23 protein-coding genes, 1 tRNA gene and 2 rRNA genes are annotated in these 25,050 nt (G+C 68.2%); 2 read left to right on the plus strand and 24 right to left on the minus strand.

The window, feature by feature from the left end; genetic code table 11:
- Window positions 1-142: 142 nt before the first annotated feature.
- From MK181_09180 to MK181_09195, 4 genes are all read right to left on the minus strand, one after another.
- Window positions 143-220, minus strand: a tRNA-Pro gene (locus MK181_09180).
- Window positions 221-502: 282 nt separating this feature from the next.
- Window positions 503-1,576: a serine/threonine-protein phosphatase gene (locus MK181_09185; GenBank protein MCH2419974.1), complete on the minus strand. Its 1,074-nt coding sequence runs from the start codon at window positions 1,574-1,576 to the stop codon at window positions 503-505.
- A gap of 41 nt (window positions 1,577-1,617) precedes the next feature.
- Window positions 1,618-2,922 carry a ribosome biogenesis GTPase Der gene (gene der / locus MK181_09190; protein MCH2419975.1) on the minus strand — a complete coding sequence of 435 codons (1,305 nt, stop codon included), beginning with the start codon at window positions 2,920-2,922 and terminating at the stop codon, window positions 1,618-1,620.
- Window positions 2,919-4,340, minus strand: a complete 1,422-nt coding sequence (locus tag MK181_09195; GenBank protein MCH2419976.1) for a DUF512 domain-containing protein — start codon at window positions 4,338-4,340, stop codon at window positions 2,919-2,921. Before MK181_09195 ends, der begins: the two co-directional genes overlap by 4 nt.
- Window positions 4,341-4,388: 48 nt before the next feature.
- On the opposite strand from MK181_09195, the gene ispH reads away from it, so the two are divergent.
- Window positions 4,389-5,468 carry a 4-hydroxy-3-methylbut-2-enyl diphosphate reductase gene (ispH, locus tag MK181_09200; protein MCH2419977.1) on the plus strand — a complete coding sequence of 360 codons (1,080 nt, stop codon included), beginning with the start codon at window positions 4,389-4,391 and terminating at the stop codon, window positions 5,466-5,468.
- Window positions 5,469-5,510: 42 nt separating this feature from the next.
- On the opposite strand, the gene MK181_09205 is transcribed toward ispH, so the two are convergent.
- From MK181_09205 to MK181_09235, 7 genes are all read right to left on the minus strand, one after another.
- Window positions 5,511-6,224 carry a 1-acyl-sn-glycerol-3-phosphate acyltransferase gene (locus MK181_09205; GenBank protein MCH2419978.1) on the minus strand — a complete coding sequence of 238 codons (714 nt, stop codon included), beginning with the start codon at window positions 6,222-6,224 and terminating at the stop codon, window positions 5,511-5,513.
- On the minus strand, window positions 6,221-6,859 hold the full coding sequence (gene cmk, locus MK181_09210; protein ID MCH2419979.1) for a (d)CMP kinase: 639 nt from the start codon (window positions 6,857-6,859) through the stop codon (window positions 6,221-6,223). Before cmk ends, MK181_09205 begins: the two co-directional genes overlap by 4 nt.
- A gap of 4 nt (window positions 6,860-6,863) precedes the next feature.
- Complete coding sequence (gene aroA, locus MK181_09215) at window positions 6,864-8,135, minus strand: 3-phosphoshikimate 1-carboxyvinyltransferase (protein MCH2419980.1); 1,272 nt, start codon at window positions 8,133-8,135, stop codon at window positions 6,864-6,866.
- Window positions 8,136-8,145: 10 nt separating this feature from the next.
- Window positions 8,146-9,219 (minus strand): prephenate dehydrogenase/arogenate dehydrogenase family protein, encoded by a 1,074-nt coding sequence (locus MK181_09220; GenBank protein ID MCH2419981.1) that lies wholly within the window; start codon window positions 9,217-9,219, stop codon window positions 8,146-8,148.
- A 105-nt stretch (window positions 9,220-9,324) separates the two neighbouring features.
- Entirely contained in the window at window positions 9,325-10,056 is a 732-nt protein-coding gene (locus MK181_09225; GenBank protein ID MCH2419982.1) for an rRNA pseudouridine synthase, read from the minus strand.
- A gap of 3 nt (window positions 10,057-10,059) precedes the next feature.
- The gene (scpB, locus tag MK181_09230) at window positions 10,060-10,752 is read right to left on the minus strand and encodes an SMC-Scp complex subunit ScpB (GenBank protein ID MCH2419983.1); all 693 of its coding nucleotides are present in this window, start codon (window positions 10,750-10,752) and stop codon (window positions 10,060-10,062) included.
- 1 nt (window position 10,753) lies between these two features.
- Window positions 10,754-11,527 carry a segregation/condensation protein A gene (locus MK181_09235; protein MCH2419984.1) on the minus strand — a complete coding sequence of 258 codons (774 nt, stop codon included), beginning with the start codon at window positions 11,525-11,527 and terminating at the stop codon, window positions 10,754-10,756.
- A 104-nt stretch (window positions 11,528-11,631) separates the two neighbouring features.
- Here MK181_09235 and trpS point away from each other — a divergent pair, with 104 nt between their 5' ends.
- Window positions 11,632-12,612, plus strand: coding sequence for a tryptophan--tRNA ligase (gene trpS, locus MK181_09240; protein MCH2419985.1), 981 nt, complete (start codon window positions 11,632-11,634; stop codon window positions 12,610-12,612).
- Between the two features lie 25 nt (window positions 12,613-12,637).
- Here the strand turns inward: trpS and MK181_09245 are convergent, their stop codons facing one another.
- The 13 genes from MK181_09245 to MK181_09305 all read right to left on the minus strand — a co-directional run.
- A complete protein-coding gene (locus MK181_09245) occupies window positions 12,638-13,174 on the minus strand; it encodes an HD domain-containing protein (protein MCH2419986.1) in 537 nt (178 codons plus the stop codon).
- Window positions 13,171-13,713, minus strand: coding sequence for an NUDIX hydrolase (locus MK181_09250; GenBank protein MCH2419987.1), 543 nt, complete (start codon window positions 13,711-13,713; stop codon window positions 13,171-13,173). Before MK181_09250 ends, MK181_09245 begins: the two co-directional genes overlap by 4 nt.
- 11 nt (window positions 13,714-13,724) lie before the next feature.
- Entirely contained in the window at window positions 13,725-15,380 is a 1,656-nt protein-coding gene (locus MK181_09255; protein ID MCH2419988.1) for a CTP synthase, read from the minus strand.
- A 53-nt stretch (window positions 15,381-15,433) separates the two neighbouring features.
- On the minus strand, window positions 15,434-16,264 hold the full coding sequence (locus MK181_09260) for an NAD(+)/NADH kinase (GenBank protein MCH2419989.1): 831 nt from the start codon (window positions 16,262-16,264) through the stop codon (window positions 15,434-15,436).
- The gene (locus tag MK181_09265; GenBank protein ID MCH2419990.1) at window positions 16,264-17,073 is read right to left on the minus strand and encodes a TlyA family RNA methyltransferase; all 810 of its coding nucleotides are present in this window, start codon (window positions 17,071-17,073) and stop codon (window positions 16,264-16,266) included. Before MK181_09265 ends, MK181_09260 begins: the two co-directional genes overlap by 1 nt.
- On the minus strand, window positions 17,070-17,813 hold the full coding sequence (locus MK181_09270; protein ID MCH2419991.1) for an HAD-IIA family hydrolase: 744 nt from the start codon (window positions 17,811-17,813) through the stop codon (window positions 17,070-17,072). The genes MK181_09265 and MK181_09270 overlap by 4 nt, the downstream gene beginning before the upstream one ends.
- A gap of 42 nt (window positions 17,814-17,855) precedes the next feature.
- A complete protein-coding gene (locus tag MK181_09275) occupies window positions 17,856-18,902 on the minus strand; it encodes a 2-oxoacid:ferredoxin oxidoreductase subunit beta (GenBank protein MCH2419992.1) in 1,047 nt (348 codons plus the stop codon).
- Window positions 18,899-20,788, minus strand: coding sequence for a 2-oxoacid:acceptor oxidoreductase subunit alpha (locus MK181_09280; GenBank protein MCH2419993.1), 1,890 nt, complete (start codon window positions 20,786-20,788; stop codon window positions 18,899-18,901). Before MK181_09280 ends, MK181_09275 begins: the two co-directional genes overlap by 4 nt.
- Window positions 20,789-20,941: 153 nt before the next feature.
- Window positions 20,942-21,793, minus strand: a complete 852-nt coding sequence (locus tag MK181_09285) for an enoyl-CoA hydratase-related protein (GenBank protein ID MCH2419994.1) — start codon at window positions 21,791-21,793, stop codon at window positions 20,942-20,944.
- 29 nt (window positions 21,794-21,822) lie between these two features.
- Window positions 21,823-22,875 (minus strand): class I fructose-bisphosphate aldolase, encoded by a 1,053-nt coding sequence (locus tag MK181_09290; GenBank protein ID MCH2419995.1) that lies wholly within the window; start codon window positions 22,873-22,875, stop codon window positions 21,823-21,825.
- 122 nt (window positions 22,876-22,997) lie between these two features.
- Entirely contained in the window at window positions 22,998-23,849 is an 852-nt protein-coding gene (locus tag MK181_09295; GenBank protein MCH2419996.1) for a hypothetical protein, read from the minus strand.
- A gap of 326 nt (window positions 23,850-24,175) precedes the next feature.
- Window positions 24,176-24,292, minus strand: a 5S ribosomal RNA gene (rrf, locus tag MK181_09300).
- A 117-nt stretch (window positions 24,293-24,409) separates the two neighbouring features.
- A 23S ribosomal RNA gene (locus MK181_09305) occupies window positions 24,410-25,050 on the minus strand; the annotation flags it as partial.

The following is a 25,050-nucleotide window of genomic DNA, read 5'->3' on the forward strand; positions in this document are numbered from 1 at the left end:
CTCACACCTGCAGTTCGGTGGCATCCGTTGAGGCTTCTGCAGTTAACCCAGGGCGATGCCATCCCGGCGGTCGGGGCGGCCTGGGAGAGGACGAAGCCCGTAGAACCAGCCCCAAAGGACCGGCCCTGAACTGCGGTTTTATTGGTCGGGCTGCCGAGATTTGAACTCGGGACCTTCGGTCCCCCAGACCGACGCGCTAACCAAGCTGCGCCACAGCCCGCTATGGAGCGGCCACTCTACCGGCGGGCTCCGGTGGCAGGTCCTGCTCTCCGCCGTCAGGTGACCAGCATCCAGAGGCCCTGGATGAGGCGCCAACCCAGGTAGACGACCGCCGCCCCGGCGAATACCCAGAAGTGCCACGGCACCTTCTGAGAGTTGGCCGGCGCCCCGTCAGCGTCAGTCACCTTCTCCCCGCACCTCGGACACGTACCGACTACCGACACGGAGTTGGGGCTCAGGTACCGCGCACAGGGCTCGCACCATGGCACGGCGGTGGCCCCGGTCAGATCTTGCGGATGGCCAGGATGGCCACGTCGTCCTCGATGGCTCCCAGGCTGAAGTCGTTGGCCGAGTCCAAGAGCTGCTTGCACAGCACACCGGGGGCGATGCCCGGGTTGCGTCGGACGGCGTCACCGATCCGCTCTTCGCCGAACAACTCGTCTCCGCTTCGGGCTTCGGCCAGGCCGTCGGTGTACATGACAGCCATGTCGTCGAGGGCTAACGGAACCTCGCGGCTGAAGTAGGAGCCGTTGGGATCGAGCATGAGTAGCGGCCCGGTCGACCGCAGTGGCCGTACCTCGCGTTGATGCCACAGAAAGCTGGCCGGATGCCCCGCCGAGGCGTACCGCATCGTCTCGGCCTCGGTATCGAACACCATGACGACCAGCGAGATGAACTCCTCGGTCCGCCCCACCGACGACATCTGACGGTTCAACTCCTCCAGGGCCTGGGCGGGATCCCGGAACTGCTGGAGGAACGTCCGCAGCAGGTACTTGGCCTGGAACGCGGTGATCGAGGACTCGATGCCGTGACCGGCCACGTCGCCAATCACGGCGGCCAGCCGGGTAGGCGCCGCTTTGAACACGTCGAAAAAGTCTCCCGACATCAGCCCCGAGCCCGCCTGGTACACCCGGCCCACCTCGAAGCCGGAAAACTCGGGAAGCTCCTCAGGGGCCAGACGCCCGGCCCACGCCTTCGGCGCTAGGTCCTCCTGCTCCAGGGCCTCCTGAGCCCGGCGCTCGATGTCGATGCCCTGCCGGGCAATTCGCGCTTCGCGTACCGCATGGCGGGCCCATGCCGTGGACACCAAGGCCGGGATAGCCACCAACGAGAAGACGACCGCCCCGCCGGACCCCTCGACGCCGACGTTGACGAACGACGCCAAGGCAAGCAGGCCGTAAAGCGACGCCGAGTGGAACTCCTTACGGAACGTCGACCACGCCAGCGTGTAAGCGTCGGGAGCCGTGTCGGGGTCGATCCGACCGACCAGCCGATAGCGGTGACGGGCCGAACGGGCCCAGCCCAGAGCGGCGGCCAGACAAACGATGCCGAGGAGGATGAGGACGGGTGTCCGCATGCCTGTTCAGCGTAGTCGTGGGGCCATCGGACCAGCGTCGGTCACTCGGACCGGCGCCGTACCCGCAACTTGATGGGCGTAGAGCCCAGGTCCAGATCCTCCCGAAGGCGCCTCTCCAGGTACCGCAGCCAGGTACGGGGCACCTCCCGGTTGGCGAACAAAGTGAAGGTTGGCGGGTCGGTGGCCCCCTGGGTGGCGTACAGGATCCGCACCCCGGCCGGCGCCGGATGGGCAGCCTGGGCCAACCGGATCACGTCGTTGACCCGCCGGGTCGGGATCCGCGTCCGGTAGTCGTCGATGGTGTCCTCAAGGGCCGGCCACAGTCGGTAGACGTTCTTGCCGCTGAGGGCGCTGATGAAGATCACCGGGGCGGCACCGACGAAGTGCAACTTGTCGCCCACCTGACCGGTCACGTCCTCGCGCACCTCGGCGTCGCACAGGTCCCACTTGTTGAGCAACACCACGATCGGACACCCAGCGGCGTCAACCCGCTCGGCCAACCGCTGGTCCTGGTGGGTGACGCCCTGGGTGGCGTCGATGATCAGCAGTGCCACGTCGGCGGTGTCGACCGCCTTGAGGGCACGGACCAGCGAGTAGTACTCGGTCTGCTCGTCGATACGGGCCTTACGGCGCATCCCCGCCGTGTCAATAAACCGGACCGGACCGTGGTCGGTCTCCACCATCGTGTCCACCGTGTCCCGGGTGGTGCCGGGTCGGTCGTGGACAATGGCCCGGTCCTCGCCGATCAGCCTGTTGAACAGAGTCGATTTGCCGACGTTGGGCCGCCCAACAAGGGCCACGCCGACCACCCGGTCACCCTCCTCGACCTCCGGCTCGACGGCTTCGGCGACCTCCTCCGGGAGGGCGTCCACCAGGCGATCCAGCAGGTCGCCCGCTCCCCGCCCGTGTAGGGCACTCACCGGGGCCGGATCGCCCAGGCCCAACGACATCAGCTCCCAGATGGACGCCTCGTGTACCCGGTCGTCGACCTTGTTGGCCACCACGATCACCGGGCCGTCGGCTAACCGCAGCAACCCGGCCACCCGGGCGTCGTCCTCGGTGACCCCGACCGTGGCGTCCACCACGAACAGCACGGCATCGGCCTCACGGATGGCCTTCTCGCTCTGCCGGCTGACCTTGTCGTCCAGCGTGTCGCCGCCAGCGATCCAACCGCCGGTGTCGACCAGCGTGAAGTCCCGACCCTGCCAGGACGCCTCGACCTCCTTGCGGTCCCGGGTCACGCCCGGCCGCTCCTCCACGATCGCCTCCCGGCGGCCGAGGATCCGGTTCATTAGCGTGGATTTGCCGACGTTCGGACGCCCCACGATGGCCACCACCGGCGTCATCGGTCCACCTCCGCCCCGATCAGGGCGTCGCGCAACGCTCCACCGTCGGTGGCCACCACCTCCACCAGACGGGGCAGGTCTTCCGGGAGGGTGCCGTCCAGGAACCGTCCGTTGCTGAGGCACACGTCGGGCAGCAGGTAGCGGTGGCCCTCTGGCTGGTCGTCCAACACCCGGGCCAGGTCCTCGCCGACCAGCAGGCCGGTGACTCCCACGTTGCCGCCGAAGAACCGATTCTCTACTGGCACCACCCGTACGTCGGGGCGGCCGATCACCGCTATCAGCGGCTCCAGGACGGGTGCCCCTAGCTCGCCGGTCAGCACGGCCACCGGTGCCGAGCGGGACGGGCGGGCTCGGCCGAGCCTCACCGTCGTGGCTCCCCCATCGGTATCGGTCCCGCTGGCCAGGTTCACCCCGCACCCAGTCCGAGGTGCCCGGAAGCCAAGCGCAGGCGCGCCGTCCACCGACTGGAAGAATCCCGATGGACGCTCCCGACCGGCGGCTCTTCCGGCGAACTCTTGCTCGAAGGCCCGGGCCATGCCGATCCCATCCTCGGTCATCTCCACGCCCTCGTATGACTCGGCGGGCGGGAACGGCCGACCGGACAGCAGGTAGTACTCGTCGGCGGCATAAACCAGGCGTCGACCTACGGCGGCCAGGAACCGCTCCTGCCACGCCTCCACGACGTCGACCACGGAAACGGCCTCGTCCACGGTGTGGGCCCGCATCCGAGGCTCATCGGTGTGGCGGCTCACCCCGAGGGGCACCACGCAGAGGCTGGCCAGTTCAGGGAACCGGTCGGCCACGCCGGCCAAGGTGTCCTCCAACCATGGGCCATCGTTGAGGCCAGGGCACACCACAACCTGGCCGTGGACGGTGGTCCCGTGGTCGAGCAGGGCCCGCAGCCAACGCAAGCTGGTCGCCCCCCGTCGGTTGCGCAGCATCTCGGTTCGCTTGCCGGGATCGGTGGCGTGGATGCTGACGTACAGCGGACTCAGGCCCTCGGTCACTACCCGCTCCAGGTCGGCCTCGGTGAACCGGGTCAGGGTGGTGAAGTTCCCGTAGAGAAACGACAGCCGGTAGTCGTCGTCCTTCACGTACAGGCTGCGGCGGAGCCCGGGCGGAAGCTGGTAGATGAAGCAGAACTCGCAGTGGTTGTCGCAGGTGCGAACCCGGTCGAACAGGGCGCTGTCCACCTCGACACCCAGGGGGCTCCCGGCTGGCTTTTCCACGTCGACCTCGCGCTGCAGCCCTCCGGAATCCAGAGCGAGAGCGACCAACGGCTCGTCAACGAGTAGCTGGTACTCGATGACGTCGCGTGGAACGCGGTCGTTGATGGTCAGGATCTGGTCGCCAGGGACGACGCCGGCCAGATCAGCGGGCGATCCGGCGGCGACGGCAACGACCACGGGGGCCGACATGACCCCAAGGCTACCGACGCCCAGGGGGGCACCCGGTAGGGTCCCGACATGCCATCCGCCACGCCGACCTCGGAGGTCGCTGGACGGGTCGACCGGGTGTTACTGGCCGAACCCCGGGGCTTCTGTGCCGGGGTGGAGATGGCCATCAAGGCTCTGGCGTGGCTGGTTCGGGCCTTCGACGTGCCCGTCTACTGCTACCACGAGATCGTTCACAACAAGCTGGTGGTGGAACGCTTTGAGGCTCTAGGCGTGGTCTTCGTGAACGACATCGACGAGGTTCCCGATGGGGCTCCGGTGATGCTCTCGGCCCACGGTTCGGCGCCAGAGGTGGTGGGCCGGGCCCACCAGGTGGGTGGCTACACGGTCGACGCCGTGTGCCCGCTGGTCACCAAGGTCCACCACGAGGTTAAGACCCGGGCCCGGGAGGGCTACCAGATCGTGTACGTGGGCCACGCCGGCCACGAGGAGGCCGAGGGGACCATCGCCGTGGCCCCCGACGCCATCCACCGGGTGGAACGCCCCGACGAGATCGACGCCCTCCCTGACCTGGGCGACGACGTGGCCATCCTGGCCCAGACCACCCTTAGCCACCGGGACTGGGAGGGCGTGGTCGACGCGGCGTCCGAACGCTGGTCGGACCTCTGGTCGCCGGGCCGTAGCGACCTGTGCTTCGCTACCACCAACCGTCAGGGCGCCCTCCTGGATCTGGTCGACCGCTGTGACGCCGTGGTGGTCATCGGCTCTACCAACAGCTCCAACACCCGGGCCCTCGTCCAGCTGGCCACAGAAGCCGGATGCGAGCGGGTGGAGTGGATCAACCGGGCTGAGGAACTTCCCGGCGACCTGTTCGGAACGGTCGGGGTGACGGCTGGGGCATCGGCTCCCGAGGAGGTTGTGGACGCCGTGGTCCGGGCGCTGGACCCGGCGGACGGCGTCGAGACGGTGCGCCACACCGACGAGGACGAGTACTTCCCGCCGCCCCGGAACCTCCGGGACCTGTTGCAGGCCATCCGAGGGTTCGCCGGGCTGGGCTTCGGCGCTCCCCCGCCGTCCGGCCACCTCGACGATCGGGCCATCGACGCCTCCGACGCCCTGACCGCCCTGGACCGCCTCCGGCCGACCGGCTGACCGCTTGGTCGGCCTGTCGGACGGTCTGCGACCGGAAGGTTCTCAGTCGGTGGGCTGTCCGGTGTCGGGCACCGGAAGGGCGGGACGCCCGGCCAGTCGCTGGGCCTCGTCGAAGCACTCCTGCAGACCGATTCGAAGCCGTTCGGTGAGATCGTCCACCGCCCGACGCGGCACCCGACCCTCAAAATCCGGTGGGCGGATCGGCTCCCCGACCACCATCACCACCCTCACCGGCCGGATGAGCGGTGACCCGCCCGGCATGGCGTGGTCGGTGCCGGCGATGCCCATGGGCACGATGGGAACCTTGGCCCGGGTGGCCACGAAAGCCGGGCCGGCGTGCATCAGGTCGGCCTGCACCACCGGCCCGTACCTGCGGGTGCCCTCCGGGAACATCACCATCGGCTCGCCGCGCTCCAGCACCTCCTGGCAGCCTCGTAGGGCGGCCCGGTCGGCCGTGCCCCGCTCCACGGGGAACCCGCCCACGATGGTCAGGAACCGCCCGGCGGCACGGTTCCGCCACAGCGACTCCTTGCCCAAGAACCGCTGGCGACGTGCCGTGACCATCCCCCCAACCGGCGTGTCGAGGTACGAGCGGTGGACCGGCGACAGGATGTACGCCTCGTCGGCCGGCAGGTTTTCCTTGCCGACCACCCGGAACCGGAACCATATTTTGCAAGCGAGCCACAGCAGCGACCAAAAGAACCGGTAGGCCACCCGATCGAAGAGCGACATCTGGCGCCCCAGTTCGTCGCTCAACCCAGCATCTCCTCGATGACGTCTGCAGCCTGGTCCACGGTCAGGTCCGAGGTGTCGACCACCACGGCGCCCGCCGCCTCGACCAGCGGGCTGGCCTCCCGGGTGGAGTCGGCGTCGTCTCGGCGCCGGATGTCGGCGGCCACTGCCCCGGTGTCGGCACCCTGCGTCTCGGAGGCTCGGCGGTCGGCGCGTACCTTTGCCGAGGCGGTCAGGTAAACCTTTAGCTCGGCGTCAGGGAACACCACTGACCCGATGTCGCGGCCCTCCATCACGCCACCGCCCCGTTCGGCCACCCAGGCCCGCTGGCGAGTAACCATCTCGGCCCGAACCTCCGGGTTGGCGGCCACAGTGCTGACGGCGACCGTGACTTCAGGGCCCCGGATGGCCACCGTGGCGTCGACGCCGTCCACCACGCAGACCGAGCCGGTCACCTCGAGGGCCACCAAGCGGGCTACCTCGGCCACGGCGTCGGTGTCCTCCGGGTCGATGCCCCGCTCCAGCACGGCGAAGGCCACCCCCCGGTACATGGCCCCGGTATCTAGGTACTCCAGGCCCAACCGGTCGGCCACGGCGCGCGACACCGTCGACTTGCCCGACCCAGCGGGTCCGTCGATGGCGATCACCCGGGGAGCCATCACCTCAGCCCCTGCCCCGCAGAGCGTCCAGGTGGGCCCCGAATCCCGGGTAGCTGGTGGCCACCGCCTCCCAGCCCCCGACCGTCGTGGGGCCGTCGGCCACCAGGCCGGCCACCGCGCAGGACATGGCGATCCGGTGGTCGTGGTGGGATTCCACCCCGGCGCCCCGTAGGGAGCCGCCCCGAACGACCAGGGTGTCGCCATCGGCTCGGACGTCGGCCCCCATCCGGCCCAGCTCGGACTCCACGGTGGCCAGGCGGTCGCTCTCCTTGATCCGCAGTTCTCCCACCCCTTCAAACACCGTCTCACCCTCGGCACACGCCGCGGCTACGGCCAGGATCGGTACCTCGTCGACCAGCCCCGGCACCTCGTCGGGGGTCACCACCGTGCCGGTCAGTCCTACGTGGCGCACCGTGAGGTCGCCGCTGCCTGGGTCGTGGACCAGGTCGGCTCCCATCCGGGCCAGCACGTCGATAAAGCCCGAACGGGCCGGACCGGCGTACACGTTGGCGATCACCACCTCTGACCCGGGCACGATCGACGCCGCCACGGCCCAGAAGGCGGCCTGGGACGGGTCACCAGCCACGTCGTGGTCGAACGGCACCGGGTATCCCGGCTTTACCGTCACCCTCTCCAGGGGACCGTCGGTCTCTCGGACAAGCGGGATCCCGGTGGCCGCCATCAGTTCCTCGGTATGGGTTCGCGACGGCCGGTCCTCGATGATCGTGGTAGGGCCGTCGGCCGACAGCCCAGCGAATAGGACGCAGCCCTTCACCTGGGCACTGGCCACCGGTAAGCGGTACTCGATCCCCCGGAGACCTCCCCCGTCGATGGTCAGGGGAGCTAGGCCGGAGCCGTCTCGGCCCGACACTCTGGCTCCCATGAGGGCCAGGGGCTCCAGGACCCGGTCCATGGGACGGCGCCGGATCGAGGCGTCGCCGTCCAGCACCGACCGGAAGGGCAGCCCGGCCAGTAGCCCGGCCAGCAGCCGGATCCCTGTTCCCGAGTTGCCAACGTCCAGCGTGCCGTCTGCCGGTTCGAGGTCCCTTCCCCCGACACGAAGAGTGCCCGGCCCATCTTCGGCGACCGTGGTTCCCAGAGCCTCCATGATCCGGCGGGTGCAGGCCACGTCGTCACCGTCGCTGAGGCCCCGGATAGTGGACGTACCTTCGGCCAGGCCAGCCAGCATCAGAACCCGGTGCGAAATCGACTTGTCGCCCGGGACCCGGACCCGACCAACCAACGGACCACCCGGTTCAACGACTTGGGTGCTCACCGGTCGCCCCTCACGACAGGGGCGCTGCGGTGGGCCGGTAGCCCTTAGCCATCAGGCCGCCCTTCAGCCGCTCCGCCAGGTCGGACTCCACAATCAGCAGCACCACGCCCCGGTCGCCCTCGGCCGAGTGGGCGATCTCCATGTCGTAGATGTTCACGTCCAGGTCGGTGGCCAGCAGCGTGATGGCGGCTAGCTCGCCTGGCTGGTCCAGCACCGGAACCCTCACCTCGGACAGCTCGGAGGGTCGGGGGGCGCCAGTGGGCAGGCTCACCCGAGCCGTCCGGGCTGTCTCCAGGCGGCGCAGCAACCCATCGTGGTCTCCGCTCGACACTTCGGACCGGACGTCGTCCAGGGCGCGGATCAGGTCGTCGAGGACATCGTCGATGGCCGCCGCGTTCTCCCGGCAGATGTCGGGCCAGATGCCGGGGTGGCCGGCCGCCACCCGGGTCATGTCCCGGAAGCCGCCAGCGGCCAAACGGAGCACCGCCGAGTGCTCCTCAGAGCGAGCCGAGGCGATGCCCATCAGGGTGGCCGCCGTCAGGTGAGGCACGTGGGACACCAGCGCGACCAGGGAGTCGTGGCGGTCGGGGGCCAGGGTCAGGATCTCAGCGCCTAGCGAGGCGACGGTCGAACGCAACTGGGCCAGGGCGTTACCGTCGGTCGCCTCGGTGGGGGTCAGTACCCAGATGGCGTCCATGAACATGTCGGCCTCGGCTCCGTCCAGGCCCTCCTGTTCTGAACCGGCCATGGGGTGACCGCCGATGAAGCGGTCGTCGCCCACCGCGGCAACCACCGGGGCCTTCACGCTGCCCACGTCAGTCACCAGGCCGGACGGGGCGGCGGCCAGCGCCTCGGACACTGCCTCAGCGATCCGACCGACCGGCGTGGCCACGAAGGTGACCTCGGCCTCGGCATCCCATCCGGCAACGTCGATGGCCCCCATCTCAACGGCCCGGTCCAAGCGGTCCCCGTCGGGGTCGACCCCGTGGACGTGCCATCCGCGGGCCCGCAGGGCCAGGCCAATTGATCCGCCGACCAGGCCTACGCCGACCACAGTGGCCCGTCGGGCTGTACCGCCGGTCATTAGACCGGTCGCGCCGAAACGGCGGGATCAGAGCACACCATGGGGACCGATGCTACCGGCCGCCCGTGGAGCGGTCGGCGGGAGTTCCGCTTCTGGGGAAAGGGCTCAGGACCCCGGCTCGGCTACCGCACGCTGCAAAGACCGGACCTCGTCGCCGGTTAGTTCCCGCCACGCCCCGGGGGCCAGGCTCCGATCAGCCAGCGGACCGATCCGGGTCCGAACCAGGCGCACCACGGAATGCCCCACGGCCTCACACATCCGACGTACCTGCCGGTTGCGTCCCTCGTGGATGGTTAGGCGCACTACCGACGGGTCAACCAGGGTGGCACGGGCTGGGGCTGTCGGGCCGTCATCCAACTCCACGCCCTCCCGCAGGCGCCGGAGAACGGCACGGGTCGGCAAACCCTCCACCTCGGCGACGTACTCCTTCTCCACCCCGTAGGACGGGTGGGTCAGCCGGTGGGCCAGCTCACCGTCGTTGGTCAACAACAGCAGGCCCTCAGTGTCAACGTCGAGGCGCCCCACCGGGAAGACCCTCGGCTCGTTGGGCACCAGGCCCACCACCGTGGGTCGGCCCTGCGGGTCGTCGGCCGTGGTCACCACCCCAGCCGGCTTGTTCAGGACGTAGTGAACGAGGTCGGGCCGCACCCCGACCGGTGCTCCGTCGACCTCGATGAGGGCCGTCTCCGGATCCACTCGACGGCCCAGCACCGCCGTCTCACCGTCGACTAGCACCCGTCCCTCGGCGATCAGGTCCTCGCATACCCGTCTGCTGCCTATGCCGACCCGGGCCAGCACCTTCTGGAGCCGCTCGCCCTCACCGGACGATGCAGCCACCGCTCAGCCCTCCGGCGCAGCGGCCCCGTCGGCGTCAGCCAGGGAACCCTCGGTGGATCCGTCGGCCGCCATCGCCACGGCTTCTTCCACCTCTGGGTCGGACCTCAGGCCCCGCTCCAGTGCTTCTACGACCTCCGGGCCGGGTACGAACTCGCCAAGGGGCGGAAGTTGGCCGATGTCGTCCAACCCCATCCGTTCCAGGAATTCCCTGGTGGTGCCGTACAGGATGGCGTTGCCGGGCCCTGGATCTCGCGTGACCTCGCCGATGTAGCCCCGTTGCTGCAACGTCCGGACCACCGTCTCTACGTCCACGCCGCGGATGGCCGACAACTGGGCCCGGGATACCGGCTGCTTGTAGGCCACGATGGCGAGAGTCTCTAGGGCAGCGGCCGTCAACCGGCTGCTCTGGCCGTCAACCACGAAACGCTCGACCCATGGCGCCTGGTCGGGATGGCTCTGGAACCGGTAGCCGCCCCCCACCCGAACCACGGCGAAGCCCCGTCTCTGGCCTTCGAACTCGTCGGCCAGGTTCGCGCAGACTTCCTCGATGGACGCCGTCGACACTTCCAGGAGCTGGGCCAGCAAGTTGGCCGGCACAGGGTCCACGGCCACCATAAGGATGGCCTCCACGGCCCGACGGACCTCCTGGTCAACCCCGGTCGCCTCGTCGTCCGCCACCGGGGCGTCCTCGCCCACGTCAGCCCTCGTAAGCGTCGATTAGGTCAACGTCAGCCGGCTCGGCGCCCGGACGCCAGCCCACGTGGATTTCGCCGAAGCTCCCCAACTGGTCGATCTCCACGACGCCCTGCTTGTAGAGCTCCAGCACGGCCAGGAAGCGCACCACGATCTCGATCCGGTCGAACAGGTCCCGGGTCAGGTGACGGAAGGTAACCGTGCCTTGTCGGGGAATCTCATCGACCAGGGCAGTCACCGCGTCGGCCACACTGATTCGGATTGGGGCGATGTGCTCGGTATCGACGTGGAACGTGGGCCGGGGCGCCAGGGCCCGTAGGCAGGCCGAACGGACGTCGTCGACCGTGACCCCTTCGAGGATGTCAGGGGCCAAGTGAAGGAAGCGGTCCTCGATCCCGGTCTGCCGGGGCCACGACAGGGAGGCGTCGGCGGCCAGGCGACGCAGCACGACCGCCGCGTCCTTGAACGTCTTGCACTCCAGCAGCCGAGCCAACAGGAGGTCCCGCTCCTCCCACAGGCCGAACTCGTCGTCCTGGTCCATACGCCGGTCGGACGGCAACAGCCGCCGGGTCTTCAGCTCGACGAGGATCGACGCGATGAGCAAGAATTCGGTGGCCATCTCCAGGTCGCACGTGTCCAGGCGCTCCAACTCCGCCAGGTAGGCGTCCACGATGGACGACAGGGAGACCTCGTAGAGCTCGACCTCCTCCTTCATGATGAGGTTGAGGAGCAGGTCGAAGGGCCCCTCGTAGACGGGGGTGGAGACGGTGACGCTCACCGGCGCGACCCTAGGGAGTCCCGCGTGGCGAGCGGTGCATGTCTGGTGCCCCTACGGCCTTCCCGTCCCGCCTCCGAGGCGCCGCGCCGGTACCCTGACCGGCTGTGACACGCGTCTTCTCCGGCATCAAGCCCACGGGGTCGGTTCACCTCGGCAATCTGCTCGGTGCCCTGCGTAACTGGGTCGCCATGCAGGACGAGGCCGACACCGTGTACTGCGTGGTCGACCTTCACGCCCTGACCGTCCCCCACGACCCGGAGGAGCTCCGGGCGGCCACCCTGTCACTGACCCAGTTGCTGGTGGCCAGCGGCCTCGATCCCGAGCGCTGCACTCTGTTCGTGCAGGGCCACGTCCGCGAGCACGCCGAGTGTGCCTGGGTTATGGAGTGCACGGCGGCTTTCGGTGAACTGCGCCGGATGACCCAATTCAAGGACAAGTCGGAGGGCAACGACTTCGTCTCAGGGGGACTGTTCACCTACCCGGCCCTGCAGGCGGCGGACATTCTGCTGTACGACACCGACCAGGTTCCGGTGGGCGAGGACCAGCGCCAGCACATCGAGTTGACCCGGGACATAGCCATGCGCTTCAACAGTCGGTACGGCGAGACGTTTGTCGTGCCCGAGGCGGTCATCCCCCCGACCGGTGCCCGAGTCATGGACCTCCAGCACCCGGAGAACAAGATGTCGAAGTCCGACGACGGCGCCCAGGGCACGATCCTGCTTCTCGACGACCCGGCGGCCATTGAGAAGAAGTTCAAGCGGGCGGTAACCGACAGCGGCGACGAGGTTTGGTACGACCCGGTCGACAAGCCCGGCGTGTCCAACCTGTTGTCCATCCTGGGGGCAGCCACCGGGCAGTCGCCCGAGGCGGCGGCCGACGGCCTGGAGCGGTACGGCGACCTGAAGGCGGCCACCGCTGAAGCGGTTGTCGAGTTACTGCGCCCCGTTCAGGCCCGGTACCACGAGTTGGCCGCCGATCCGGCCGAGACGTCCCGGCTCCTGGAGATGGGGGCCGACAAGGCCCGCGAGGTGGCGGCGGCCACCTTTGACCGGGTGCGGTCGAATCTGGGGCTCCTCGGTCGCTGACCGGCGGTCCGGTTGGGACTGGACCTCAATCATCGTCAGCGGCGCGTAGAGCCTCGGCTAGCCGGTCGTCGACCGTCCAACGCCCAGGGTCCCGGTGGTGTTCGGTGGCCCAGGCCACAGTGAACGGATCGCTGCCCGCCGTCTCCAGCAGGGCGGCACCTTCCTGCGGGTGGCGGAGGTACCGGCCGATGCGACCCCGGAAGCCGTCGCTGGTTGCCCAACGGGCCGCCCGGTCGGCCGCCACCGCCCCGACCACCGTGGCCACCACCCGACCCGGTGTTCCCAAGCCGCTGCGCACTTTGCCCACGTCGTGGAGCAGGGCGGCGGCCAGGACGGGGCGTTCGGGGCTTCCCAGAGCCCGGTCGACCCGGCGGGCCACGGCCACCGCGTGGCGACGGTCTGCTCCCGACATTGACCGCCAGAGGTCCGCCTCGCCGGCCAGCAGGTAACCGGTAGCCCACGCCTCCTCGGTGGACGAGGGCCCGCCCGGTCGCAGCGAGCCGACAAACCGGCGGGCCAGATGTCTTGGCCGACCGGGGAACACCAGGCGCGGTGCCGTCATCGCCCCAGCCGGCGCAGGGTCTGCAGGAGACCGATGACCGTCTTGGCGTCGGTGATGGTGCCGTCGGCGATCAGGCCCTCGACCTCGCCGATCGGGACCCGCTCCACGGTCAGGTACTGCTCTTCGACGCTGGCCGCCTCTGGGGCGGTGGCCTTTAGGTCGGTAGCCAGGTAGACGGTGGTCTCCTCGTCGCAGAAGCCGATCGAGTTGTGGAACCGGCACAGCTCAACCAGGTCGTGGGCGTCGAGGCCGGCCTCTTCGATTAGCTCGCGGCGAGCGGCCATCGCACGGTCCTCGTCGGGCACGTCCAACTTCCCAGCCGGCAGCTCTAGCATCTCGGCCTCCAGCACGGGGCGGTACTGACGCACCAGAACCACGTCGTCGCCGTCCAAGGCCACCACAGCCACAGCTCCGGGATGGTGGACGACATCTCGCTCCATCACCTCGCCGGCCGGACCCACGAAGGTGGCCGTGGCCAAAGTGATGACGAACCCCTCGTGGAGGACCCGCTCGCCGGTCTTGGTGAAGCCGTGGCCCACGAGGACCAGCCTTAGCCGGCGGCCTCGGCCTCGACCTCGGCCTCGACCGGAATCAGTTGCGGGTTCCGGCCCCCGGCCCGCTCTAGGGCGGCGCCGATGAAGGCCCGGAACAGCGGGGCCGGACGGTCGGGCCGGCTCTTGAACTCGGGGTGGGCTTGGGTGGCAACCCAGAATGGGTGACCCTCGAGTTCGATGAACTCGACCAGCCGGCCGTCTGGGGACTCACCGGTGCACCCGAAGTTGGTGTCCTCAAACCTGGCCCGGTAGCGGGGGTTGAACTCGTAGCGGTGGCGGTGCCGTTCCGAGACGACGTCGGTGCCGTAGATCTCGGCCACCTGGGAGCCGGGACGCAGCTGGGCCACGTAGGCGCCGAGCCTCATTGTGCCGCCCTTGTCGGACACGTCGCGCTGGGACTCCATCAGGTCGATCACCGGGTGGGGCGAGGACGGGTCGAACTCGCTGGAGTGGGCCCGTTCGAGTCCCAGGACGTTGCGGGCGTACTCGATTGTCATGCACTGCAGGCCGAGGCAAAGGCCCAGGCAGGGGATGTCGTGCTCCCGGGCGAAGCCGGCCGCCGCGATCTTGCCCTCCACCCCGCGCTCGCCGAAGCCGCCAGGGATCACGATGCCGTCCAGGTCCCGGAGGCGGTTCTCACCCAGCAGGCCCTCCACGTCCTCAGCCTGAATCCAGTCAATCTCAACCGCAGCCCCGTGGTAGATCCCGGCGTGGTTCAGCGATTCGACCACCGACAGGTAGGCGTCGACCAGGCTCACGTACTTGCCGATGAGGCCGATGCGAACCGGTGTGTTCGCCTCAGCTAGCCGTTCGTTGAGCGCCCGCCAGCCGTCTAGGTCCGGAGGGTCGGTGATGAGGTGCAGGGCGTCACATACGAACTGGTCGAGCCCCTCGTCGTGAACGACCAGGGGGATCTCGTAGAGGCTCCCGGCATCCGGACAGTTGACGACGCCAGCGAACGGCACGTTGGATAGCCGAGAGATCTTGCGCTCCAGGTCATCGCTGATCGGCTCGTCGCTGCGGCACACGATGGCGTCCGGTTGGATACCGGCGCTGCGGAGCTCGGTCACCGAGTGCTGAGTGGGCTTGGTCTTGTGCTCTCCAGACGGGGCGATGAACGGCACCAGGGTCACGTGGACGTAGCAGACGTTGGTACCACCGACGTCCAGGCGGAACTGCCGGATGGCCTCCAGAAACGGGAGGATCTCGATATCGCCGACTGTGCCGCCCACCTCGGTGATGAGCACGTCCACGTCGTCGCCGGTCAGCATCCGGATCCGTCGCTGGATCTCGTCGGTGATGTGCGGGATGACCTGAACCGTCTTGCCTAGGAACTCGCCGTGCCGTTCGGAGGCAATGACCGTGGAGTAGATCGACCCCGTCGTGGCGTTGGAGTCGCGGGTGAGGTTCTCGTCGATGAATCGCTCGTAGTGACCGAGGTCGAGGTCGGTTTCACCCCCGTCGTCGGTTACGAAGACCTCACCGTGCTCGAACGGGTTCATGGTGCCTGGGTCGACGTTGATGTACGGATCCAACTTCTGGATCACGACCCGGAGGCCACGCTGCTTGAGGAGACGGCCTAGGGAGGCGGCGGTAAGGCCCTTGCCGAGCGAACTCGCCACGCCGCCCGTCACGAATATGTGTTTCGTCACGGGCGCTCAACCTACCTCGGTCGATGGGAATGTGCGCGGAGGTGGTCGGAGTTTTAGCGGTCTTCGAGGCCGAACTTGGTAGCAAGCAGGTGCTTGAAGTCCCGTGGTCCGAAGGTCACCAGGTGGGCGACCCGGTCGGCCGCCGTGCATACCACTACGTCGCCACCCTCCAGCACAGCCACCTCGCGGCCGTCAGCCGAGCAGGCGGCAGCCCGGTTCCCCAGCACCTCCAAGCGAACCTCGGTCGACGGGTCCAGCACCAGGGTGCGGTCAAACAGCATGTGGGGGGACACTGGCGTCAGTTGGATAGCCCGGTGAACCGGGTCTACGAGCGGCCCCCGGGCCGAGAAGGCGTAGGCCGTCGAGCCGGTCGGCGTGGCAGCGATCAGCCCATCGGCCGCGTATGAGGTCAGGAACTCCCCGTCCAAGGTGACTCCCACTCGGACCGTCTGGCTGGACGACGTGCGCTCCACCACCACCTCGTTAAGGGCGTGGTCCACGGCGATCGTCGAGCCGTCGGCTCGTCGGACCTCGATGTGGAGCATCATCCGCTCCTCCAGATCCCGGTCCCCGGCCAGGGCCCGGCCAACGGCCGCCTGTGCTTCGGCGGGTTCGACGGTGGTCAGGTAGCCAAGCTCACCGTGGTTAACGCCCAGCACGGGAACCGGCCGGCCGTCCAGCAGGTCAACGGCCCGAAGGATCGAGCCGTCGCCGCCCAGGCTGACCACTAGGTCCAACTCGCTGGCGAACGCTCCCCGGTCGAAGCCCGAACCGTCAGACCGCACTACCTCGTGGCCGTCGTCGGCTAGGCCGGCGGCAAGCGCATCGGCCTGGGCCACGGCCTCCGGCCGATCCTCGTGGACGACCAGCCCCACGACCGCCATCAGGCTGCACCTCCGTCGACCAAGGCCACCACGGCGGCGGCGTCGAAGGTCGACCGGTAGTCGTCGGCGGCACCTGCCCGGACGTGTAGCAGGAACTCCACGTTGCCGTCCGTTCCGGTGAGGGGGGAGACCATGCCCTCCATGATGGCCGCTCCGTGGCCCAGAACCGACCGCGAAATCTCCACCAACGCTCGTTCCCAGACCACGGGGTCTCGGATCACGCCGCTCCCCCGGTCCACCTCGGCCCGTCCCGCCTCGAACTGGGGCTTGGCCAGCAGCACCATGGACGCTCCAACGGCTACCAGACCGACCAGGTCGGCCATCACCGTTCGGAGCGAGATGAACGACAGGTCACACGTCAGCAGATCGAAGGGAGCACCCAATGAGCCGGCGTCCACGCCGCGTACGTTGGTCCGCTCGTGCACCTCGACCCGGTCGTCGTCGCCAAGGCGATGGTGCAGCTGGCCGCGGCCCACGTCGACGGCAACCACCGAAGCGGCCCCGTGCTGGAGGAGGCAATCGGTGAAGCCCCCGGTGCTGGATCCGACGTCCACGGCCCGCAGCCCGGTTGGATCCAGTCCGAAGCCCTCGAGGGCCGCCTCCAGCTTCCGCCCGCCCCGCCCCACGTAGCGGGCCGGTGGACCGGCCACCACCACCGCCTGCCCGGGCGCCACCAGGCGGGACGCCTTGTCGGCCGGCGCCCCGTCCACGGTCACCCGGCCGGCTCCGATCACTTCGCTGGCCTCGGTCCGGCCCGACACCAGCCCACGCCGGACCATCTCCAGGTCAAGGCGTCGGCGGGCGCTCACTCCAGGTGCTCCCGGACGGCGGCCAGCAGGTCAACGTGTACGGAGTCCGGCTCCGGGTCCACGGGCAGGTCGTCCGGCCCCACCAGTCCTGACAGGACCAGCGACCAGCGCCAGCCCAAGGCTCGGGCGAACCGGCCGTCGGTGTCGGGACGGTCCCCCACCATGGTTCCGTCGTCGCCGGCCAACTCTCGCACCAGGTCGCACATCGGTCCGTAGGGCTTGCCGGCCTTCTCTGGGGTGGCGCCGGTGGCCGCCACTAGCGCGGCTAGCAGTGAACCGGCGCCGGGACGGAGGCCGTCGTGGGCCGGGAATGTCACATCGTCGTTGGTGGCCAGCACTCGGGCGCCTCCCAGTACAGCCTTCATGGCGGCCGTTAGACCCCAGTAATCGAAGTCTTCGTGGAAACCCACGACCACCGTGTCGGCCGGTCCGGTGGACACCACCTCGGCCCCCCGAGCCTCCATCTCCTCGCGACATCCCGGGCCGCACATCCCCAACACCCGCTCCCCGGGCGCCACCAGACGGGCGGCAGCCCTACCCGAGGTAATCACGCCGCCCCGGGCGTCGATACCCAGGCCGGCCAGCTTCTCCTCGGTGTCGAGCACCCGTCGGCCCGAGTTGTTGGTCACGAACAGGACCCGCTCCCCGGCGTCCTGGAGAAGGCCGACGGCCTCTGCCGCCCCTGGCACCCCTTCGTCGCCTCGCCAGACGACGCCGTCCAGATCCAAGGCCCAGGCCATGCGGGTCCGGTCAGCGGCCGCCGTGGTCGGCGAGCGCGGGCCTCAGACTTCCCAGGTCGGCTGTGAGCGCAGCAGGTCGCCCAGGTTGCCCTTTCCCAGCTGGGCCTGGACCTCGCGGATCTGGGCTGCCACTGAAGAACTGAACTCGTCCCTGTCGATGGCCCGGAACACCCCGATCGGTGTCGGCGTAGCCGGGGTCTTGGCAATCCGAGATAGCGAAAAGGCGGTCGACGGGTTCCGGATGGTCTCGTCGTGCACCATGACGTTCTCGACACCCAACTTGGCGACATCAACGATTACCACTCCCTCCGGTGCCAAAGCCACCCCGTACTGCTTCTCGGACCCGAACAGGATCGGCTGTCCGTGATTTAGATCGATGAGCATGTCGTCTCGAACGTCCTTCTTGGTGATGGTCGAGAACACGCCGTCGTTGAAGACGTTGCAGTTCTGGAGCACCTCCACGAAGGCTGATCCCTCATGTTCGTAGGCCCGGCGGAACGTGTCTTGCATGTGCTGGCGGTCCATGTCGTGGGTTCGGGCCACGAAGGTGGCCTCGGCGCCGAGGGCCACGCTGATCGGGTTGAAGGGACGGGCCACCAGCCCGACCGGCGACGATTTGGTCACCTTGCCTTTCTGGCTGGTCGGTGAGAACTGGCCCTTGGTCAGGCCGTAGATCTGGTTGTTGAACAGCAGGATGTTCAGGTTGATGTTGCGGCGCAGGGCGTGGATCAGGTGGTTACCCCCGATGGACAGCATGTCGCCGTCCCCGCCGATCACCCAGACGTCCAGGTCGGGTCGGGCCATGGCTAGTCCGGTAGCCACCGCCGGGGCCCGACCGTGGATGGTGTGTACCCCGTAGGTGTTCATGTAGTACGGGAAGCGGGCCGCGCAGCCGATGCCCGAGATGAACACTGTCTTTTCCCGCCGGACCCCCAGTTCGGGCAGCAGGAGCTGCATGGCGGTCAGAATGGAATAGTCGCCGCATCCCGGGCACCAGCGCACCTCCTGGTCGCTGGACCAGTCGGCCCGGGTCGTCGCCGGAACCTCGTCGGCTTCTCGGTCGGCTCCAGCGTCCAGGACGTCGGTCACGACCCCTCCCCTGCAAGCTCGTCCAACCGTTGCTCAATGGCGTGCTGGATCTCGCCTGCCGTGAATGGCTGACCCTTCACCTTGGACAGGACCTCGGCATCGACTAGGTACTCGGCCCGAAGGATCCGCGACATCTGGCCCAGGTTCATTTCGGGCACCATCACCCTGCGGTAGGACCGGAGGAGGTCACCGAGGTTGGCCGGCAGGGGGTTCAGGTGGGTGAGGTGCACGTGGGCCACCTTGCGGCCCGCCGTCTGGATCCGGCGGAGGGCGCCGGTAATGGCCCCCCATGTGGAGCCCCAGCCGACGATAAGCAGGTCGGCATCGGTATCGCCGTCGACCTCGGCGTCGGGCACCGGGATTGAGGCGATGCGCTCATGGCGGAGGTGGACCATGAGTTCGTGGTTCTCCGGGCTGTAGCTCACATTGCCCGTGCCGTCCTCTTTCTCTATGCCCCCGATCCGGTGCATCAGGTCCGGGGTGCCCGGCAGGGCGATGGGACGGTTCAGGTTCTCGTCGCGCAGGTAGGGCCAGAAGACGCCCTTGCCATCCTCGTTGGTCTGGTTGAATTCGGTGGCGTACACCACGTCGATGGGCGCCAGGTTGGCGACCTCGGGTATGCGCCACGGCTCCGACCCGTTGGCCAGGTAGCCATCAGAGAGCAGGATTACCGGCGTCTGGTGGGTCAGGGCAATGCGGGCTGCCTCGATGGCCACGTTGAAGCAGTCGGCAGGCGTCCGGGCGGCCAGGATCGGGACCGGTGACTCGCCGTGGCGTCCGTACATGGCCATCATCAGGTCGGCGGCCTCAGTCTTGGTGGGGAGTCCGGTGGACGGGCCGCCTCGCTGGATGTCGACCACGATGAGGGGCAGTTCCAGGCTGACGGCCAGGCCCATGGCCTCGCCCTTCAGGGCCAACCCGGGCCCGCTCGTGGTGGTCACACCCAGCGAACCGCCGTACGAGGCTCCGATGGCTGCACCCACGGCGGCGATTTCGTCCTCGGCCTGAAACGTGGTTACACCGAACTCCTTGTGCTTAGACAGTTCGTGGAGGACGTCGGTGGCCGGCGTGATCGGGTACGACCCCAAGAACAACGGGAGTCCGCTGAGTTGGGAGGCGGCGACCAGACCCCACGACAGCGCCGTGTTGCCGTTGATGTTGGTGTAGGTACCCGGCTCCAACGGCGCTTTGCGGACGATGACTCGCTGCGCCCCAAGTTCGGCCGTCTCGCCGTAGGCGTGGCCCGCGTTGAACGCCGCGCGGTTGGCCGCCGCCACCAACTCCCGGTCGGCAAACTTGGCGTCGATCCAGTCCAGCGTGGCCTCGACAGGTCGGCTGTACATCCAGGACAAAAGGCCCAGGGCGAAGAAATTCTTCGAGCGGTCAGCGTCGCGCGGTTTGACTCCCAACTCCTTGCAGGCGTCCTTGGTGAGGCTGGTCATCGGGACCTCGATGACCTGGTAGCCGGCGAGGTCGTCACCGTCGATCGGATTGTGGTCGTAGCCGGCCTTGGCCAGGTTCCGCTCTTCGAAGGTGTCGCGGTTGAGGATGACGGTGCCACCGGGGACCAGGGTGTGGAGGTCCGATTTGAGAGCCGCCGGGTTCATGGCCACCAGCACGTCGGGGGCGTCGCCGGGGGTGGTGATGTCGTGGTCGGAGATGTGGACCTGGAAGGCGGACACGCCGGCCAGGGTTCCGGCCGGGGCGCGGATCTCGGCCGGGTATTCGGGGAGGGTGGCCAGGTCGTTGCCGAACATGGCACTGGCTGTTGTGAAGCGGTCGCCGGTGAGTTGCATACCGTCACCCGAGTCGCCCGCAAACCGGATGATGACCTGATCGACGGCCGGCGTCTCGGCGGCCGGCCCCGCATCCACCGTGTCGGTCACGTCGGTTCCTCCGCCCGGGCGCCGTTGCCCGAGGCCGCTCGTCGACGGGGCCGACCCTAACCGCCCGCCCCGTCAACCGACATGATCTACACGTCGGCCGCCGGTGGAATCGGTCACACCCGATAGGTCGACCGGACGGGCCGAAAGAGGCGGTCAGGCGTCTCCGGTGCGGTAGTCGCCGAACGGCTCGTCGCGCTCCTGGAGAGCTCCGGTCAGGCCCTCGTCGCGAACCAGTTTTAGGAACTCGGCCATGGAGGCCGAATGGACTCCCAGGGCGCACAGCTCGGTGCCGGCCCGGATCCCGGCCCGCATCCCCATGTACTCCATCTGTCGGTGCACGGCCCGCTTGTTGAGCTGCACCACGTCCGGCGGCATGGCAGCCACCCGCTGGGCCACGGCCAGCACCGCCTCGTCCAGCTCGGCCTCCGGAAAGGCCGCGTTAGCCCAGCCCTCGGCCACCGCCTCGATCCCGCTGATGGAGTCGCCGGTAATCATCATCTCCATTGCGCGTCGCATTCCCAGGAACCAAACGTGGAAGTGCATGTCCGGCACCCCGAACCGGACAGCTGGGTAGCCCATCCTGGCGTCCTCGGCCACGTAAATCAGGTCGCAGCCCGTCGCCAGCTCACTACCCCCAGCGAGGCACCACCCGTGGACTTGGGCGATGACCGGCTTTGCCAGGTCCCAGATTCCCATCCAACCGTCGGTCACGTGCCGTGGCCACTGTCCCTCACCCGGGGTCGTCGGGAATGGCAGATCGTGGCCCTCGTTTGCGCCTCCCAGGTCGTAACCGGCCGAGAAGCAGGTGCCGGCTCCCCGGATGATGGTCACTTGGACATCGGGATCGGTGTCGTGGTCAACAAGTGCGCCGAGCAGCGCCCCCCGGAGGGGATGGCTCAGGGCGTTGCGCTTCTCCGGCCGATTCAGGGTGATCCGCCGAATGCCGGCGTGCGGCTCGTCAACGAGGATCACGCCGGCGCTTGCACCGCTTGTGTCGTCGCCCACGTCAGGTGGTGTGTCTCGCCGGCGGGTGGTCAGGCCAGGGTGATGGCGTCGTCCAGGTACACGTCCTGGATGGCGTTGAGGAGGTCGACGCCCTCGGCCATTGGTCGCTGGAAGGCCTTGCGGCCGCTGATCAGGCCCATGCCGCCGGCCCGCTTGTTGATGACGGCCGTCCTGACGGCTTCAGCCAGGTCGCTGACCCCCGACGAAGCACCACCGCTGTTGATGAGCCCAATCCGGCCCATGTAGCAGTTGGCGACCTGCCACCGGCATAGGTCGACTGGATGGTCGGTGGTCAGCTCGTCGTAGACCAGGGGGTGGGTCTTGCCGTAGCCGGGCAGGGCGTTGTATCCGCCGTTGGTCTCCGGGAGCTTCTGCTTGATGATGTCGGCCTCGATGGTGACACCGAGGTGGTTGGCCTGGGCCGTCAGGTCAGCCGACGCGTGGTGGTCCACGCCGTCCACCTTGAAGCCCGAGTTGCGGAGGTAGCACCACAGCACAGTGAACATCCCCAGCTCATGGGCGCGGGCGAAGGCCTCACTAACCTCCTGGATCTGTCGAGTGGACTCCTCGGAGCCGAAGTAGATGGTGGCCCCCACGCCGGCCGCTCCCAGGTCGTGGGCCTGTTCGACGGAACCGAACATGACCTGGTCGAACCGGTTAGGCAGGGTCAGCAGCTCGTTGTGGTTGACCTTGACGATGAACGGGATGCGGTGGGCGTAGCGGCGGGAAACCGCGGCGAGGACCCCGAAGGTGGAGGCGACAGCGTTGCAGCCGCCCTCCAGCGCCAGCTCCACGATGTTCGCCGGGTCGAAGTAGGCCGGGTTGGGCGAAAACGAGGCGGCAGCCGAGTGCTCGATGCCTTGGTCGACTGGCAGGATGGACACGTGGCCAGTTCCGGCCAGGCGGCCGTGGTCGAACAGCGCCTGGAGGTTTCGCAGGACCTGAGGAGACCGGTCCGTCTGGGCGTACACCTCGGAGACCGTGTCGGGTCCCGGGGTAGTCAGTTGGTCGGCGGGGATCGTCTTCGACTCGTGTTCAAGCAGGTACTTGGCGTCGTCGCCGAGTAGGGATGCGGTGTCCACCTTGACAGTCTCCTCGTGCCGTGGGCGACCGGCCGGCCGCCGATATGCCTCACCCTAGGCGGTACGTCGTTCGCTGAGGGGGCCGTTTGGCGGCCGTTGGGCCCGGGCGTCGAGCCGTCCAGTCAGGCAAGAGAACGGACGCGATCGGCCACGTCGGCGAACCCGCCGTCGTGGCCCCGGATCCAGGCGAACAGGTCACGGGCCCGTGACGTAGCACCCGAGCGCTCGTAAAGGTCGGCCAGGGCGTAGGCCCGACGGAGGTGATGGTCGCGAGGGCGGGACGGTGCCTTCCAGCCCTTCTCTAGCAGCCTGACCGCCTCGGCCAACCGCCCCTGGTCAGCCAAGGCGCCTGCGGTCACCAGCCGACCCTCGGTCACCAGCGGCGCACTCGGCGAAGCGTCACACACTTCGGCCCACAGCGCGTCCACGTCGTTCCACCGGCCTTGGGCCCGATAGCAGTCGGCCAGTACAGGGTGCTGCTCGGTGCTACCGGTCAGTTCCCGGAAGGCCTCCATCCGCTTGGCTGCAGCCCGCCAGTGGCCCATCCGGTAGTGGACGAGGCCAAGCAATTCCAGGACCTCGGGAACCTGCGGGGCCCTTTCCACCAACTGGTTCAGGATCCGACGGGAATCAGCGAATCGCTCGTCAGTAAACGCCCGGGCCGCCTCGTCGAGACGTCCGACTGCCCGTCCACCGGCCTTGTCGCCTAGGGCCCTCCGCAAGAGGACGTCGGCATCGGGTAGACGGAGAGGTGCCGGCGGAAGTGGCGGACGGTCCATGGCCCGCGGGGCCCGCGCCGGTCGCTTGGCCGTCTGGCCTCGACTGACCGCCTCAGCGGCCTCCTCGCGCAGGCGGTTGCTGCGTTCCACCTCGGGCCGGCGAGGTCTCGTCGTCCGCTCAGCTGTGCGCTCTGACCGCTCAGGACGGTCCTCAAGTTCCTCCCGTTCCAACCTCCCGGCACCCCGGCGGGCCACGCCGCCCCACTTGGCCGGGCCGGCGGCGTCCGGACCCCGGCGGCGACGGTCGGGGGCTCCCTGGCGTCCACCGGACCCACCATCACGACGCGGCCCACCAGAACGACCACCGGACCCACCATCACGACGCGGCCCACCAGAACCCCGCGAACCGGGCCGACCATCGCCGCGCGCCGGGCCGCGCTCACCGGGGGGAGACATGGGCGTGGACCCTACCGGTCACCCGACGACCCTCCGTGGTGGCACCTGACACGACGCAATGGCCCACAAGCCAGTTCCAAAACGCGCTCGAGCGGGGCCCAAAGGCCCCGCTCGTAGCGTTCGAAATCCGGCGGCGACCTACTCTCCCAGGGACACTCGTCCCAAGTACCATCGGCGCAGGCGGGCTTAACTGCCGTGTTCAGAATGGGAACGGGTGTGACCCCGCCGCCATAGCCACCGAAAACCGGTTGCGTCCCCGCCGGCGTACCAGCCGGGACACGATTCTGTTGTCAAGAGTGGCCGATAAGCCTCTCCAGTACTCCACAGCGAACACGAACGTCGACAACAACTGTCGATGTGTAACCAAGCCCTCGGCCGATTAGTACCGGTCGGCTGAATGCGTTACCGCACGTACACCTCCGGCCTATCAACGTGGTGGTCTGCCACGGGCCTTACCCGGTTAACCCGGTGGGAGATCTCATCTTGAAACGGGCTTCCCACTTAGATGCTTTCAGCGGTTATCCCTTCCGTAGGTGGCCAACCAGCCATGCTCCTGGCGGAACAACTGGCACACTAGAGCTACGTCCATCCCGGTCCTCTCGTACTAGGGACAGCCTTTCTCAAATCTCCTCCGGCTGCAGAGGATAGGGACCGAACTGTCTCACGACGTTCTAAACCCAGCTCGCGTACCGCTTTAATGGGCGAACAGCCCAACCCTTGGGACCTGCTTCAGCCCCAGGATGCGATGAGCCGATATCGAGGTGCCAAACCTTCCCGTCGATATGGACTCTTGGGGAAGATAAGCCTGTTATCCCCGGGGTACCTTTTATCCGTTGAGCGACGGCGCTTCCACACGCAACCGCCGGATCACTATGCCCTGCTTTCGCACCTGCTCGACTTGTAAGTCTCGCAGTCAAGCTCCCTTGTGCCATTGCACTCGACGTCTGATTGCCAACCAGACTGAGGGAACCTTTGGGCGCCTCCGTTACTTTTTAGGAGG

The sequence above is a fragment of the Acidimicrobiales bacterium genome, from assembly GCA_022452035.1.
In the GTDB taxonomy this organism is placed as follows: domain Bacteria; phylum Actinomycetota; class Acidimicrobiia; order Acidimicrobiales; family MedAcidi-G1; genus UBA9410.